A 15923-nucleotide genomic window follows, 5' to 3' on the forward strand; every position below is an offset into this window, starting at 1 on the left:
CGATGGTGACGTTCGCGCAGGCGCAGGAGCGCGCGGAGGAGTGGGTCAACGGCGAGCTGCCGGCCTACCAGCACCGTGAGGTGCGGGTGCGGGAGTTCGACCTCGGGTTCGTGGTGTGGGCCGAGGACCGCGCGGACGGGCCGCGTTCGGACGGGGGCGCGCAGCGGCTGGTGATCGCCCGGGACAGCGGTGAGGCGACGTTGTGGCCCTCGCTGCCGGTGGGCGAGGTGATCCGCCGCTACGAGGAGGAGTACGGCCGTTCCGACGAGGCCGCCGAGCCGGCGCCCGCGGCGCGGGTGGACCTGAACCAGACGTCGTTCCTGCTGAGTCCACCGGAGTGGTTGCAGGAGGCGGCGGACAAGCTGGGTATCCCGGACCGCCGGCGCGGGGACCACGACAGCGGCGGCGACACCAGCGGTGCCGGTGCCGGTGCCGGTCTCGGGGCTGGGGCTGGGGCTCCGGCCGGCGCCGGGGCGCTTCCCGAGACGCAGGCCGGGGTGCCGTCGGCTCCCGCGGCTCCCGCGGCCTCGTCGGCCCCCGCGGACGCGCGGGACAGCGGCGCGGCGTGGCCGGCCGCCGGGGCGAGTGGTGCCGGTGGCTCCGGGGCGGGCGCGGGTGCGTCCGGTGCGCCGGGCGCGCCTGCCGGGGCGACGCCCTGGGCGGGGACGGACACCAACGCGGACGCCGGTGAGGACCGTTCCGTACCGCTGCCCCAGACGGTGTTCGCGCCGCCGCTGAGCGGTGCCGACGACGACACGCCGCCGCCGGCGGCCACGTCGGACGCCAAGACGGCGCTGATGTCGGGCGGCAGCGGACTTCCGCCGACGGCGCTCTCGCCGGCCATCGACCACCCGGACACGCCGGACGCGTCCACGGGGGCGGGCACACCGCCGCCCGCGCCGTCGGCACCGGCCGCGCCACAGCCGTCCGCCGGTCCCGGTTCGTCCGCCACCCCGGCCCGGCCGCTCGCGCCGAACGCCGGCGAGATCGCCGACGCCGCGACCAGCAAGGCGGCGCCACCGCGCCGTGGCGGTGGTTCGACGACGCCGCCTCCGCCGGCGGCTCCGGGAGCCCCGGGCGCGCGGCCGGGGAGTACACCGCCGCCGCCGTCGGCCCCGCCCACGCCGGGTACGCCGGCGGGCGGTTACGTGCCGACGCAGATGGTGTCGTCGCTCGGTCCCGAGGGCCCGGGCGGCCCGGGCACCCCGCCTCCGCCGAACGCGCCGCCGCCTCCGACGGGCCAGAGTGCTCCCGGTGCTCCCGGTGCTCCCGGTGCTCCAGGCGCTCCAGGCGCTCCAGGCGCTCCGGGCACCCCGCCTCCGCCGAGCGTCCCCGGTGGGACTCCCCCGGGCGGGATGCACCATGCCGCCACGATGCTGGCCGACCCCGGCCGCACGGGCGGCGGTGCGCCCCAGCCGCCCGGTCCGCCCGGTCCGCCCGGCGCGTCTGGTACTCCCGCACCTCCCGGTCCTCCCGGCCCGCCCGGTGCTCCCGCACCTCCCGGCGCTCCCGGCGTCCCGGGTGCGGCGCCCGGCGGTCCGGGTACGCCGCCGCCTCCTGCCGCTCCCGGTGCGCCCGGCCCGCACGGCTCCTCGGGGGGCGCGGGCGGTGCCGTGCACCACGCTCAGACCGTGCTGGCGGCGCCCCCGGTGGGCGGCCCCGGCACGCCCCCGCCGCCTCCCGGCGCGCCGGGCGTCCCGGGTGGTGACGGTGGCCACGGTGCTCCCGGCGTCCCCGGTGCTCCTGGTGGGCCTGGCGTCCCCGGCGGTGCCGGACAGCCCATGCCGCCCGGTGCGCCCGGTGCCGTGCCGCCGCCCGGCGGGCCGGTGCCCGGTCAGCCGCCGGCGTACGGCTATCCGCAGCAGCCGCCGTCCGGTCTGCCGACCGTCGGTCCCGGCTACCAGGCCGTACTGCGCTACCGCGCGCAGGACGGCTCCGAGCAGCAGTTGATCCGGCGTTCGGCGCCGGGCACGCCGCACCCGGAGTGGCAGATCTTCCACGAGCTGCGGGGCATGAACGTGCCGCCGGACCAGGTGCTGGAGCTGCACACGGAGCTGGAGTCGTGCGAGCTGCCGGGCGCGTACTGCGCGCGGATGATCCGGGAGCAGTGGCCGCAGGCGCGGATCACCTCCATCGCGCCGTACGGCACGGACCACGCGAGCCGGCAGCAGGGCATGCGCCAACTGCTGGCGCACCAGGGCGAGCTGCACCAGGTGGCCGACGGGCCGGCCCGTCCGGCGCCGGTGCGTGCGCCGCTGCCGCAGGTGCAGCCGGCGCCGCCGATCCCGCCGGAGGCCGTCGGACAGGAGCTGGGGGGCGCGTTCGGCCCGGGTGTCTTCCGGTTCGAGCAGGCCGCGGTCTCCCGGCAGGGTGTGCCGCCGGTCGTGGCGCACACGCTGGTGGCGGCGGGTCTGCCGATGGACATGGGCCCGTTCTTCTGGGCGCAGGCCCAGCCGGGGCGCCCGGTGCCGACGCTGGCGGAGCTGGCGGCCGAGCGAGGGGTGCAGCCGGCCTCGGACGCGGGTTCGTACCTCGTCGTGGGCAGTGACTTCGGCCGGGCGATCTGTGTGCAGTACGGCACGGCGGCCATCGTGGCGGTGCCGGTGGAGGCGGGGCCGGGCGGCGCGCCCGTGCCGCCGCAGTTCGTGAACACGGGGCTGCCGGAGTTCGCGCGCTGCCTGGCGCTGCTGGGCCGGATGTGGCGGCTCAGGTTCGGTCTGAACCAGGAGCAGGCGGGCCGCTGGACGGTCGACTTCCAGGCCCAGTTGGCCGCGCTGGACCCGGCGGCGCTCGGCTCGCCGGAGAGCTGGTGGTCGGTGCTGCTGGAGCAGATGTGGGACGGGCTGCTGTGAGGCGCCCGCGCCGCTGACGTACCCGACGGGCGGGGCCCGGTCGACCTGTGAGGCGACCGGGCCCCGCCCGCCTGCGTGCGGTGTGTCGCATTATGAGGGCTTACGAACGATCCATAAAGTCGGGTAAGTCCATTTAGTGCGGCAGGTTCACCACAGGGGTGATGAGCATGAGCGGCGCATCGGCGCCTCCCCACGGCTTCGTGACCGTACGCGGACGCGAGCGCGGCTACCGTCCCGGACAGGTGGAGGCGTGTGCCGAGGCACTCTCCCAAGAGCGTGACGCGGCCTGGGAACGGGCCGCCCGCCTCACCGTGCTCGCCCGGGAGATGGCGGAGGAGCTGGAGGACCTGCGGGACGTGGTCGCGCAGCTCACCGCGCAGGACTACGCGGCCCTCGGGGAGCGCGCGCGGCGGCTGTTCCAGCTCGGACAGGAGGAGGCCGAGGCCGTACGGGAGGGGGCGCGGAGTGCGGCGGAACGCCTGATGGAGGACGCGCGGACACACGCGGCCGGCGTGCGTGAGGCGGCGCGGGCGCACGCCGACGCCGTACGCGCGGAGGCCGACGAACGGGCCCGGCAGCGGCTCCTGGCGGCGCGCGCGGAGGCCGACGAGACGCGGATCGAGGCGCGGCGCGAGGTGCGGGCCGGGCGCTCGGAGGCACTGTCCGCGCTGCGCGAGATGCGGAAGCGGACCACCGGCATGCTCGCCGAGCAGAGCAGGGAGCTCGCCGAACGGTGCGCCGCGCAGGAGCGGGCGGAGACGGAGCGGACGCGGGCGCTGGACGCGCACCACGCGGAGCTGGTGGCCCGCGCCGAGCAGGACGTGCGCGAGGCGGCGGAGGCACTGGCCGACGCCGAGAAGGCGGCCGGGCGGCGGCAGGAGGAGGCCCGGGCCCGGGCGGCCGAGGTGGTCGCCGAGGCCCGGGCGTGTCAGGAGCGCATCGCCCGTGACACGGAGCGGGTGCTGCGCGAGCACGGGGAGCGGTGGGACGAACTCCAGGCCCACATGGCCTCCGTGCGCAGCAATCTCAGTTCGCTCACGGGGCGGGCGGTGGAGTGACACCGCGGGTCCGCGTCCCCGGCGACGTCACTCGCCTCTGCGTACCGCCCCCGCCAGGATCCAGCCCTCCACGGCCTCGTAGTGCCGGCGTTGCTCCTCCGCCTCGCGCCGGCCGGAGAGCATCGTGCCCAGCCAGCCGCAGGCGAAGCCCAGGGGGATGGAGACCAGACCCGTCGTGGTGAACGGGAACCAGTTGAAGTCGGCGTCGGGGAAGGCGGAGACGGGCGAGCCGGAGACCAGGTTGGTGCCCGGCATCAGCAGCAGGACGGCCAGCGAACCGCCGATGAGGGTGCTGAGCAGCCCGGCGCGGGTGTAGCGGCGCCAGAAGAGGCCGTAGACCAGGGCGGGGGCGATGGCCGAGGCGCCCAGACAGAAGGACAGGGTGACCAGGGGCTGCAGGCTGCGGTGCTGGACGAGGGTCGCGAGGATGATCGCGGGGATGCCGATGGCCAGGGCGGAGACGCGGGCGAGGGTCATCTCGCGGCGCGGTGACATCTCCTGCACGCGGGTGGCGAACACGTCGTGGGCGAGGGAGTTGGCGCAGGCGAGGATCATGCCGCCGACGGAGGCCAGCAGGGTGAGGAAGACGGCCGTGGTGACGGTCGTGAACAGGAACGTCTCCGCCGTGGACACCTCCGCGCCGAACGCGGCCCGGGAGCCCAGCAGGAAGGCGGTGTTGCCCTGCGGGTCGATCCCGGCGATGGCCGCCCGTCCCACCAGCGCCGTCGCGCCGACGCCGACGACCGTGATGACCAGCACGAACAGTGCCACGCTGGACACCGCCCAGGACATCGAGCGGCGCACCTGGCGGGCACAGGACGCGGTGTACATGCGCATGGTGACGTGGGGGAGACAGGCGCCGCCGAGGACGACGGTCAGTTGCGAGGTGATCATGTCGGCCTCGGGGTGCGGCCCGCCCGCGAACTGGAGTCCCGAGTTCAGGAACGCCGGTCCCACGCCGCTGCCGTCCGCCGCCGCGTCGAACAGCGCGCCGGGGTCCCAGCCGAAGCGGTTGAGGATCAGCGCGGCGACCACGGTGCCCGATCCGAGCAGCATCACGATCTTGAGGATCTGGATGAGGGCGGTGCCCTTCATGCCGCCGATCGCCGCGTAGCTGATCATCAGTACCCCCAGGCCGATGATGCAGCCGGTCTCCAGCGACTCGCCGGAGAAGCCGAGGACGAAGGCGAGCAACTGGCCGGTGCCCGCGAGCTGCACCAGCATCAGCGGCAGCAGCGCGGCGATGGTCACCGCGCAGGCGGCGATGCGGACGCCGCGTCCGGGCATCCGGCGGGCGAGCGCGTCGCCCATGGTGAACCGGCCGGCGTTGCGCAGGGGTTCGGCCAGCAGGAACATCAGCAGCAGCAGCGACAGGGCGGTGCTGAGCGCCAGTACGACGCCGTCGTAGCCGAAGAGCGCGATGACGCCGCCGGTGCCGAGCACGGTCGCCGCCGAGATGTAGTCCCCGGCGATCGCGAGGCCGTTGCGCATGGGGGACAGGGAGCTGTAGCCGGTGTAGAACTCGTCGAGGTCGTCCCGGTCGGGGCCGGTCATCACACACAGCAGCAGCGTGACGGTGGCGACGGCGGTGAAGCCGACCAGGGACATCGTCTGGGCGTCGCCGCTGAAGCCGGTCGTCGCGAACTGCGTCACCGTCCCGCCTCCCGCCGGGCGTTCAGTGCGGCCTCCTTGCGGATGCGGTCCGCGAGCGGGTCCACGCGCCGGCGCGCGGTGTGCTCGTACAGCGCGATCGCCAGCCAGGTCACGGGGAGTTGGAGCAGGGCGAGCGCCAGTCCGGTGGGCAGCCCGCCGGCGAGGGTGCCGGCCATGAGGCCGGGCGCGTACGCGGACAGCATCAGGAACAGGGTGAAGTAGCCGAGGGCGGTGAGCGTGGCGGTGCGTCGCTGCCGGCGGTAGGCGCTGCGCAGGATCCGCAGGTCGCTGTGGTGCCCGAGCGGGTCCCGGCGCGGTGCCCGGCGGGCGGTGGGCCCGGGGGCCGGCCCGGTGTCGGGGCGGGGCGGTCGCGCCGGAGGGAGGCCGGCGTGGCGGTGGGGAGGTTCCGCCGGTCGCCGGGGGTGGGCGTCGTACGGGGACGGCGCGGGGGCGTGGGGCGGGGGCTGGTACGGCGGTGGCGGTGGCGGCGGCGGTTGGTGCGGGTACGGCGGTGGCTGGTACGGCGGTGGCGGTGGCGGCGGCGGTTGGTGCGGGTACGGCGGTGGCGGGTACGGCGGTGGCTGGTACGGCGGGGAAGGGGGCCGGTGTGACGGTGGCCGGTACGGCGGTGGAGGGGGCCGGTGCGGGTACGACGGGGACGGGTCGTAGGACATCCCGGTGCTCCTTGCGCGGCTCGGGTCCGGTGTGGGGCGGACCGCAGGGAGGTGGGGGCGGCGAGCCACGCACGCTACTCGCCGGTTCGGCCGTGCGCGGCGTTTTGGCCAAACTGATCGGTCGGTATGCGGGCGCGGCGCCGGCCTGGGGTGTTACCCGCGTTAACAGGGGCTTCGGGGGCGCGGCGGCCCGTGCGGTCAGTCCGGGAGCACCGGGAACCGGCGCGGTGCCACGACCAGCAGCACCAGGAACGCCAGCGCCGCCGCACCCGCCGCGCCCAGGTACACGGCGTGCACGGCGTCGGCGATCGCCCGCCGCACGGACTCGTCCGCGGCGCCCGAGTCCAGCGCCCGGGTCACGGAGTCGAGGTCGCCGGTGCCGGTGCCGGTGCCGGTGCCGCCCGTCCCGCCGAGCCGCGCGGCCAGCACCCCGTTGGCGATCGCGCCGAAGACCGCCGCGCCGAGCGTCTGTCCGGTCTGCCGGCAGAAGAGGACGGACGCGGTCGCCGTGCCCCGCTCCGCCCAGCCGACCGTGGACTGGACGCCGACGACGAGCGGGAGCTGGAACAGGCCCAGCGCGGCGCCGAGCAGCAGCATCAAAAGCGCCGGCTGCCAGGCCTCGCCGGGGTAGGGCAGAAACGGGAAGGCGAACAGGATCAGGGACGCGGTGCCGATGCCGAGCATGGCCGTGTTCCGGAAACCGATCCTGCGGTACACGTGCTGGCTCAGGGCCGCGGACACCGGCCAGCTCAGCGTCCACACGGACAGCACGAAACCGGCGGCCACCGGTGCCAGGCCCAGCACCGACTGGGCGTAGGTGGGCAGGAACACGGTCGGTGCCACCATCAGCAGTCCCAGCGCGCCGAGCGCGAGGTTCACCGCCGCGATCGTGCGGCGGCGCCACACCCAGCCGGGGATGATCGGTTCCGCCGCCCGGCGCTCGATCACCACCACGGCCACCAGCAGGGCGAGGCCCGCCCCGGACAGGGCGAGCGAGGGCGCCGACAGCCACGGCCACGCCACCCCGCCCTGCACCATCGCGGTGAGCAGGGCGCCGCCGCAGGCGAACACGGCCAGCGCGCCCGCCCAGTCGACACGCGCGCGCGTGCCGTCCGTCTCCCGGGCCGGCTCGTGCAGGTGCCGGACGATCAGCCACAGGGCGAGAGCGCCGATCGGCAGGTTGACGAGGAAGATCCAGCGCCAGTCGGCGTACGTGGCCAGCACACCGCCCAGGCCGGGGCCCGCGATCGCGGACACCGCCCACACCGTGGACAGCCGGGCCTGGATCCTGGGGCGCTCCTCGAGCGGGTACAGGTCGGCGGCGAGCGTCTGCACGGTGCCCTGGAGGGCGCCGCCGCCCAGGCCCTGCAGGACGCGGAAGGCGATCAGGGCGCCCATGTTCCAGGCGAGCGCGCACAGCAGGGAGCCGAGGAGGAACAGCGCCGCCCCCGCCACCAGGACCGGTTTGCGGCCGAAGGTGTCGGAGAGCCTGCCGTAGACGGGCAGCGTGACGGTGACGGCCAGCAGGTAGCCGGAGAAGAGCCAGGAGAAGAGGGAGAAGCCCCCGAGGTCGCCGACGATCTGGGGGACGGCGGTGGAGACGATCGTGGCGTCGAGCGCCGACAGTGCCATCGCCAGCATCAGGGCGGCGACGACGGCGCCGCGACGGTCCGGGCCCGCGCCCGCTCCGGCCTCGTGCACCGCGGGCCGGGTGCTGTCCACACCGTCCACCCGGAACCCTCCCTTTTGTGTTCCCCCTGCATCCATCTGCCGGGCTCAGCTTCCCACTTGCCCCTGACGTCGCGGGAGGGTGGAGGCTCGATGCGTCCTGAGGTGGAGGACAACCCCGAGGCCTTCTCCACCGACGGGCGGACAGCCCCTAGGGGTACCTCCGTACTACGGCCCGGGGCGGGTTCGTACCGGCGGAGGACGAGAGGGGGGCGGTGGCGTCCTTAATCTGGCTTTACGCCGCTGGGGGGCGGTGAACCGGACCCGCGGGGGTGGGGTTTTCCCCAGTAGAAGAGTGCGCTGAACACCAGCGCGGTCGACCCCCGGTTCCGGCCAGACTCTTCGATGTAGCAGCACGGCACGCGCACGGCGGCCCGTACGACGCGACGGGGCGCGGCACCACGTACACCAACCACCTCGGTACCGATCGGCGTCAGCCGCCGGCACCGGCGGCTCACCTGATGACCGACATAGGAGACTTGACATGACATCGGCCGTAAGTATTCCCACGCACGGGAGCACCGGAGGGCGTACGGCCGTTGCCGCGCGAGCGCGGCAGGTCGTGAAGGCGTACGGATCGGGCGAGACCAGGGTGGTCGCCCTGGACCACGTGGACGTGGACATCGCCCGCGGCCAGTTCACCGCGATCATGGGGCCGTCGGGGTCCGGCAAGTCCACGCTGATGCACTGCCTGGCCGGCCTGGACACCGTCTCCAGCGGGCAGATCCACCTCGACGAGACCGAGATCACCGGCCTGAAGGACAAGAAGCTCACCCAGTTGCGCCGGGACCGGATCGGCTTCATCTTCCAGGCGTACAACCTGCTCCCGACGCTGAACGCGCTCGAGAACATCACGCTGCCCATGGACATCGCCGGGCGCAAGTACGACCGCGCGTGGCTGGACCGGGTCGTGGAGACCGTGGGACTCGCCGGGCGGCTCAAGCACCGGCCGACCCAGCTCTCCGGCGGGCAGCAGCAGCGGGTCGCGGTGGCGCGGGCGCTCGCCGCACGGCCCGAGATCATCTTCGGTGACGAGCCGACCGGAAACCTCGACTCGCGCGCCGGCGCCGAGGTACTGGGCTTCCTGCGCCGGTCGGTCACCGAACTGGGCCAGACCATCGTGATGGTCACCCACGACCCGGTGGCCGCCAGTTACGCGGACCGTGTGCTGTATCTCGCCGACGGCCGGATCGTGGACGAGATGCACAAGCCGACCGCGGACGCCGTCCTCGACCGCATGAAGGACTTCGACGCCCGGGGGCGCACGTCATGACCGTCGTGAAGACCTCGATGCGCAACTTCTTCGCGCACAAGGGCCGGATGGCGCTCTCGGCGGTGGCGGTACTGCTGTCGGTGGCGTTCGTGTGCGGCACCCTGGTGTTCACGGACACGATGAACACGACCTTCGACAAGCTCTTCGCGGTCACGTCGTCGGACGTGACGGTCAAGCCGAAGGACGCCAAGGCCGAGGACACCCCGCAGAACGGCGTGCCCGAGGCCCTGCCGACGTCCGCGCTGGAGCAGGTCCGCAAGGCGGAGGGCGTCAAGTCGGCCGAGGGCGCGGTCTCCTCGATGAACGTGACCGTCGTCGACCGTGACAACGACAACGTGGGCGCCACCAGCGGCGCTCCGACCATCGCCGGCAACTGGACGAAGAACGACCTCCGGTCGATGGAGATCACCACCGGGCACGCCCCGCGCGGACCCACCGAGGTGATGGTCGACGCCGACACCGCCGACAAGCACGACCTGAAGCTCGGCGACGAACTGCGCACCATCGCGCAGACCGGCGACTTCAAGGCCGAGATCGTCGGCATCGCCTCCTTCACGGTGACCAACCCCGGCGCCGCCGTCCTCTACTTCGACACTGCCACCGCCCAGCGCGAACTGCTCGGCGAAACCGGTAAGTTCACCCAGTTCAACGTCACCGCCGCCGACGGCGTCTCCGACGCGCGGCTCAAGCGGAACGTCGCCGAGGCACTGGACGGCACCTACAAGGTCCAGACGGCCAAGGAGAACGCCGACGAGAACCGCAAGGACGTCGGCGAGTTCATGAACGTCATCAAGTACGCCATGCTCGGCTTCGCCGGGATCGCGTTCCTGGTCGGCATCTTCCTGATCATCAACACCTTCTCCATGCTGGTCGCCCAGCGCACCCGCGAGATCGGTCTGATGCGGGCCATCGGCTCCTCCCGCCGGCAGGTCAACCGCTCGGTGCTCGTCGAGGCGCTCCTGCTCGGCATCGTCGGCTCGGTCCTCGGAGTCGCGGCCGGTGTCGGAATCGCCGTCGGCCTGATGAAGCTCATGTCGGCGGCGGGCATGAACCTCTCCACCGACGACCTGACCATCAAGACGGCCACCCCCGTGATCGGCCTGGTCCTCGGCATCGTGGTCACCGTCCTGGCCGCCTACCTGCCGGCCCGCCGCGCGGGCAAGGTCTCCCCGATGGCGGCCCTGCGCGACGCCGGTACGCCGGCCGACGGCAAGGCCGGCTGGATACGCGGCCTGATCGGCCTGGTCCTCACCGGCGCCGGTGCCGCGGCCCTGCTCACGGCCGCCGCCGCCGACAAGGCGAGCGAGGGTTCGCTGATGCTCGGTGCGGGCATCGTGCTGTCCCTCATCGGCTTCGTCGTCATCGGCCCGCTGCTGGCCGGCTTCGTCGTCCGGGTGATCAGCGCGGTGCTGCTGCGGGCCTTCGGCCCGGTCGGCCGCCTGGCCGAGCGCAACGCCCTGCGCAATCCGCGCCGCACCGGCGCCACGGGCGCCGCCCTGATGATCGGCCTCGCGCTGGTCGCCTGCCTCTCGGTGGTCGGCTCCTCCATGGTCGCCTCGGCCACGAGCGAGCTGGACAAGACGGTCGGCGCGGACTTCATCGTCCAGGGCAACCAGCGGATCGTGCCGCAGGCCGAGAAGGCGATGCAGGACACGCCCGGCCTGGAGCACGTCACCCGCTACAAGATGCTCGACGCCACGCTGACCTCGCCCGACGGCAAGACCGACGACGACGGGATCACGGCCGCCGACCCGACGTACGCCCAGGACGTGCGCCGCGCGACGACGGAGGGCGAGCTCTCCGCCGCCTACGGGCCGGACGCCATGTCGGTCGGCACGGACTACGCCGAGAAGCACGACGTGCACGTCGGCGACACGATCTCCGTCGCCTTCGAGGGCGGTGAGACCGCCGAGCTGAAGGTCGCCGCGATCACGGACGACGACGTGGCCATCGACCAGGGCGCGCGGTACATCAGCATCGAGACGATGCGGAAGTACCTGCCGGCCGACAGCGTCCCGCCGAACACGATCATGTTCGCGCAGGCCGAGGACGGCCAGGCGGAGCAGGCGTACGCGGCACTGAAGAAGTCCCTGGACGCCTACCCGCAGTACCAGGTGGCCGACCAGACCGACTACAAGCAGGAGCTGAAGGACCAGATCGGCCAACTGCTGAACATGGTCTACGGTCTGCTCGCCCTGGCGATCATCGTCGCGATCCTCGGTGTGGTGAACACGCTGGCGCTGTCGGTGGTCGAGCGGACCCGCGAGATCGGTCTGATGCGGGCGATCGGCCTCTCCCGCCGCCAACTGCGCCGGATGATCCGCATGGAGTCCGTCGTCATCGCCCTGTTCGGTGCCCTGTTGGGCCTGGGGCTGGGCATGGGCTGGGGCGCCACGGCGCAGAAGCTCCTCGCCCTGGAGGGCCTGAACGTCCTCGACATCCCCTGGCCGACGATCATCGGCGTCTTCATCGGCTCGGCCTTCGTGGGCCTGTTCGCCGCCCTGGTCCCGGCGTTCCGGGCGGGCCGCATGAACGTCCTGAACGCCATCGCGACGGAGTAACGACCGACAGCCACCGCACACGGGGTTGCGGGGGAGCCCGAGCCACCGCACACGGGGGTTGCGGGGGAGCGCCCGGCGCCGGAAGCCCAGAGGGCTCCGGCGCCGGCGCCTTTTCCGCGCCAGGGCACCGGGCACCGCGAAGACGACACCCGCCCCTTCCCGGCCCTCCGGGCCGGTTGCGGTCCTCTGGGCCGGTTGCGGTCCTCTGGGCCGGTTGCGGTCCTCTGGGCCGGTTGCGGTCCTCTGGGCGGCCGGTTGTGGCCCTCTGGTCGGTTGTGGGCCTCGGGGCCGCGTCCGCCGTCCGAGTCGGTTGCCGTCCCGGGCCTGCTGCCGTCCGACCGCGGGGGCGTCGCCCCGGGGGGGCCTTTCGGCCCACCGAGACGGGTGGTGGGGGGCACAGGCCGGGGGTACAGGGGGCGGAGCCTCCTGGTGGCCACCGCCCACGGTCGAACCGGCGGCGGACGTCATCCACAGCCCCGGCGCCGACGGGCGCGGCGTCGTAGGCTGGACACCCCCGGCCGTGACACCGCCGGGTTACTCGTGTTGTACAACCCAGGACTACACCCCAGGACGGAAGCGCCCCCTCCATGAGCCTGCACGGTCTGCTCGACGCCGTCGTCAAGGACACCGCCCTCGCGGAAGCGATCTCGGCGGCCGCAGACGGCAACCGCATGCACGTCGACCTGGTCGGCCCCCCGGCGGCCCGCGCCTTCTCGGTCGCCGCGCTGGCCCGCGAGACGAGCCGCCCCGTGCTGGCGGTGATGGCGACGGGGCGCGAGGCGGAGGACCTGGCCGCCGCCCTGCGCTCCCTGCTGCCCCCGGAGGGCGTCGTGGAGTACCCCTCCTGGGAGACCCTCCCGCACGAGCGGCTCAGCCCGCGCAGCGACACCGTCGGCCGCCGTCTGGCCGTCCTGCGCCGCCTGGCCCACCCGCGCCCCGACGACCCTGAGACCGGCCCGGTCTCCGTCGTCGTCGCGCCCGTGCGCTCCGTGCTCCAGCCGCAGGTCAAGGGCCTCGGCGACCTCGAGCCGGTGGCCCTGCGCACCGGCCAGAGCGCCGACCTGAACGAGATCGTCGAGGCCCTGGCCGCCGCCGCGTACGCGCGGGTGGAGCTGGTCGAGAAGCGCGGTGAGTTCGCCGTCCGCGGCGGCATCCTGGACGTCTTCCCGCCCACCGAGGAGCACCCCCTCCGCGTCGAGTTCTGGGGCGACGACGTCGAGGAGATCCGCTACTTCAAGGTCGCCGACCAGCGGTCCCTGGAGGTCGCCGAGCACGGCCTGTGGGCCCCGCCCTGCCGCGAGCTGCTGCTCACCGAGGACGTACGGGAGCGCGCCCGGGTCCTCGCCGAGGACCACCCGGAGCTCGGCGAACTGCTCGGTAAGATCGCCGAGGGCATCGCGGTGGAGGGCATGGAGTCCCTCGCCCCCGTCCTCGTCGACGACATGGAACTGCTGCTGGACGTGCTGCCCAAGGGCGCCATGGCCATGGTCTGCGACCCGGAGCGGGTGCGGACCCGCGCCGCCGACCTGGTCGCCACGTCGCAGGAGTTCCTCCAGGCCTCCTGGGCGGCCACCGCGGGCGGCGGCGAGGCGCCGATCGACGTCGACGCGGCCTCCCTGTGGTCCATCGCGGACGTCCGGGAACGCGCCCGCGAGCTGGACATGATGTGGTGGTCGGTGTCGCCGTTCGCCGCCGACGACGCGCTGGAGGACGCCGACACCCTCAAACTCGGCATGCACGCCCCCGAGACCTACCGCGGCGACACCGCCAAGGCACTGGCCGACACCAAGGGCTGGCTCGCCGACGGCTGGCGCACGGTCTACGTCACCGAGGGCCACGGCCCGGCCGCCCGCACCGTCGAGGTCCTCGGCGGCGAGGGCATCGCGGCCCGCCTCGACAACGACCTCGGCACCCTCAGCCCCTCCGTCGTGCACGTCTCCTGCGGCTCGATCGACCACGGCTTCGTCGACCGGGCGCTCAGGCTCGCCGTGCTCACCGAGACCGACCTGACCGGCCAGAAGGCAGCCGGCCGCGAGGGCGCCCGGATGCCGGCCCGGCGCCGCAAGACCATCGACCCGCTCACCCTGGAGGCGGACGACTACATCGTCCACGAGCAGCACGGCGTGGGCCGCTACATCGAGATGGTCCAGCGCACCGTGCAGGGCGCCACCCGCGAGTACCTGGTCGTGGAGTACGCCCCCGCCAAGCGCGGCCAGCCCGGCGACCGGCTCTACATCCCCACCGACCAGTTGGAGCAGATCACCAAGTACGTCGGCGGCGAGTCCCCCACCCTGCACCGCCTGGGCGGCGCCGACTGGACCAAGACCAAGGCACGCGCCAAGAAGGCGGTCAAGGAGATCGCCGCCGACCTGATCAAGCTGTACAGCGCGCGGATGGCGGCGCCGGGGCACGCGTTCGGCTCGGACACCCCCTGGCAGCGCGAGCTGGAGGACGCCTTCCCCTACGCGGAGACCCCCGACCAGCTCACCACCATCGCCGAGGTCAAGGAGGACATGGAGAAGACGGTCCCCATGGACCGCCTGATCTGCGGCGACGTCGGCTACGGCAAGACCGAGATCGCGGTCCGCGCCGCCTTCAAGGCCGTCCAGGACGGCAAGCAGGTGGCCGTACTGGTGCCGACGACCCTGCTGGTGCAGCAGCACTTCGGGACGTTCGGCGAGCGCTACGCCCAGTTCCCCGTGAACGTGAAGGCGCTGTCCCGCTTCCAGACCGACACCGAGGCGAAGGCGACGCTGGAGGGCCTGCGCGAGGGTTCGGTGGACATCGTCATCGGCACCCACCGCCTGTTCTCCTCCGAGACCAAGTTCAAGGACCTCGGCCTGGTCATCGTCGACGAGGAGCAGCGCTTCGGCGTCGAGCACAAGGAGCAGCTCAAGAAGCTCCGCGCCAACGTCGACGTGCTCACCATGTCCGCCACCCCCATTCCGCGCACCCTGGAGATGGCGGTCACCGGCATCCGCGAGATGTCCACGATCACCACCCCGCCGGAGGAGCGCCACCCGGTGCTGACCTTCGTCGGCCCCTACGAGCAGAAGCAGATCGGCGCCGCCATCCGCCGCGAGCTGCTGCGCGAGGGCCAGGTCTTCTACATCCACAACCGCGTCGAGTCCATCGACCGCGCGGCGGCCAAGCTGCGCGAGATCGTCCCCGAGGCGCGCATCGCCACCGCCCACGGCCAGATGTCGGAGCAGGCGCTGGAACAGGTCGTCGTCGACTTCTGGGAGAAGAAGTTCGACGTGCTGGTCTCCACGACCATCGTCGAGTCCGGCATCGACATCTCCAATGCCAACACCCTCATCGTCGAGCGCGGCGACAACTTCGGCCTCAGCCAGCTCCACCAGCTCCGCGGCCGCGTCGGCCGAGGCCGCGAGCGGGGCTACGCGTACTTCCTCTACCCGCCGGAGAAACCGCTGACGGAGACGGCGCACGAGCGCCTGGCGACCATCGCCCAGCACACCGAGATGGGCGCGGGCATGTACGTGGCCATGAAGGACCTGGAGATCCGCGGCGCCGGCAACCTGCTGGGCGGTGAGCAGTCCGGCCACATCGCCGGCGTCGGCTTCGACCTGTACGTGCGGATGGTCGGCGAGGCGGTCGCCGACTACCGGGCCTCCCTGGAGGGCGGCGTGGAGGAGGAGCCGCCGCTCGAGGTCAAGATCGAGCTGCCCGTCGACGCGCACGTCCCGCACGACTACGCCCCCGGCGAGCGGCTGCGGCTCCAGGCGTACCGGTCCATCGCCTCCGCCAACAGCGAGGAGGACGTCAAGGCCGTACGCGAGGAGCTCGTCGACCGCTACGGCAAGTTGCCGGAACCGGTGGAGAACCTGCTGCTGGTCGCGGGGCTGCGCATGCTCGCGCGGGCGTGCGCCGTCGGCGAGATCGTGCTCCAGGGCAACAACATCCGCTTCGCGCCGGTCGAGTTGCGCGAGTCCCAGGAGCTGCGGCTCCAGCGGCTCTACCCCGGCAGCGTCATCAAGGCGGGCGCCCACCAGGTGCTCGTACCGCGCCCGAAGACCGCGAAGGTGGGCGGCAAGCCGCTGGTCGGGCGGGAACTGCTCGGCTGGGTGGGGGAGTTCCTGACCTCGATCCTGGGGTCGTAGCCA

Annotated in this window: 7 protein-coding genes and 1 pseudogene; 5 read left to right on the forward strand and 3 right to left on the reverse strand. The window is 73.3% G+C overall.

Annotated features, from left to right (window positions below; genetic code table 11):
• Nucleotides 1-2 precede the first annotated feature (2 nt).
• On the forward strand, nucleotides 3-2852 hold the full coding sequence (locus tag B1H29_RS21840) for an SUKH-4 family immunity protein (protein ID WP_079160378.1): 2850 nt from the start codon (nucleotides 3-5) through the stop codon (nucleotides 2850-2852).
• A gap of 167 nt (nucleotides 2853-3019) precedes the next feature.
• On the forward strand, nucleotides 3020-3910 hold the full coding sequence (locus B1H29_RS21845; protein ID WP_055417324.1) for a hypothetical protein: 891 nt from the start codon (nucleotides 3020-3022) through the stop codon (nucleotides 3908-3910).
• A gap of 27 nt (nucleotides 3911-3937) precedes the next feature.
• On the opposite strand, the gene B1H29_RS21850 is transcribed toward B1H29_RS21845, so the two are convergent.
• The 3 genes and pseudogenes from B1H29_RS21850 to B1H29_RS21860 form a co-directional block, all read right to left on the reverse strand.
• Complete coding sequence (locus B1H29_RS21850; RefSeq protein ID WP_055417777.1) at nucleotides 3938-5518, reverse strand: cation acetate symporter; 1581 nt, start codon at nucleotides 5516-5518, stop codon at nucleotides 3938-3940.
• A 41-nt stretch (nucleotides 5519-5559) separates the two neighbouring features.
• Nucleotides 5560-6000, reverse strand: a pseudogene (locus B1H29_RS38865) (DUF485 domain-containing protein); the annotation flags it as partial.
• Nucleotides 6001-6435: 435 nt separating this feature from the next.
• The gene (locus B1H29_RS21860) at nucleotides 6436-7959 is read right to left on the reverse strand and encodes an MFS transporter (protein ID WP_055417776.1); all 1524 of its coding nucleotides are present in this window, start codon (nucleotides 7957-7959) and stop codon (nucleotides 6436-6438) included.
• Between the two features lie 490 nt (nucleotides 7960-8449).
• Here B1H29_RS21860 and B1H29_RS21865 point away from each other — a divergent pair, with 490 nt between their 5' ends.
• From B1H29_RS21865 to mfd, 3 genes are all read left to right on the forward strand, one after another.
• On the forward strand, nucleotides 8450-9238 hold the full coding sequence (locus B1H29_RS21865) for an ABC transporter ATP-binding protein (RefSeq protein WP_055417322.1): 789 nt from the start codon (nucleotides 8450-8452) through the stop codon (nucleotides 9236-9238).
• On the forward strand, nucleotides 9235-11799 hold the full coding sequence (locus B1H29_RS21870; protein WP_055417321.1) for an ABC transporter permease: 2565 nt from the start codon (nucleotides 9235-9237) through the stop codon (nucleotides 11797-11799). The genes B1H29_RS21865 and B1H29_RS21870 overlap by 4 nt, the downstream gene beginning before the upstream one ends.
• Before the next feature lie 587 nt (nucleotides 11800-12386).
• Nucleotides 12387-15920, forward strand: coding sequence for a transcription-repair coupling factor (gene mfd / locus B1H29_RS21875; RefSeq protein WP_055417320.1), 3534 nt, complete (start codon nucleotides 12387-12389; stop codon nucleotides 15918-15920).
• Nucleotides 15921-15923: the final 3 nt, after the last annotated feature.

Origin of the sequence: Streptomyces pactum (assembly GCF_002005225.1) — a bacterium.
GTDB classification, from domain to species: domain Bacteria; phylum Actinomycetota; class Actinomycetes; order Streptomycetales; family Streptomycetaceae; genus Streptomyces; species Streptomyces pactum_A.

Bases quoted from the DNA above. Each gene is read 5' to 3' on its own strand.
- B1H29_RS21840 (WP_079160378.1), top strand. From the start codon at position 3: ATGGTGACGTTCGCGCAGGCGCAGGAGCGCGCGGAGGAGTGGGTCAAC.
- B1H29_RS21845 (WP_055417324.1), top strand. From the start codon at position 3,020: ATGAGCGGCGCATCGGCGCCTCCCCACGGCTTCGTGACCGTACGCGGA.
- B1H29_RS21850 (WP_055417777.1), bottom strand. From the start codon at position 5,518: ATGTCCCTGGTCGGCTTCACCGCCGTCGCCACCGTCACGCTGCTGCTG.
- B1H29_RS21865 (WP_055417322.1), top strand. From the start codon at position 8,450: ATGACATCGGCCGTAAGTATTCCCACGCACGGGAGCACCGGAGGGCGT.
- B1H29_RS21870 (WP_055417321.1), top strand. From the start codon at position 9,235: ATGACCGTCGTGAAGACCTCGATGCGCAACTTCTTCGCGCACAAGGGC.
- mfd (WP_055417320.1), top strand. From the start codon at position 12,387: ATGAGCCTGCACGGTCTGCTCGACGCCGTCGTCAAGGACACCGCCCTC.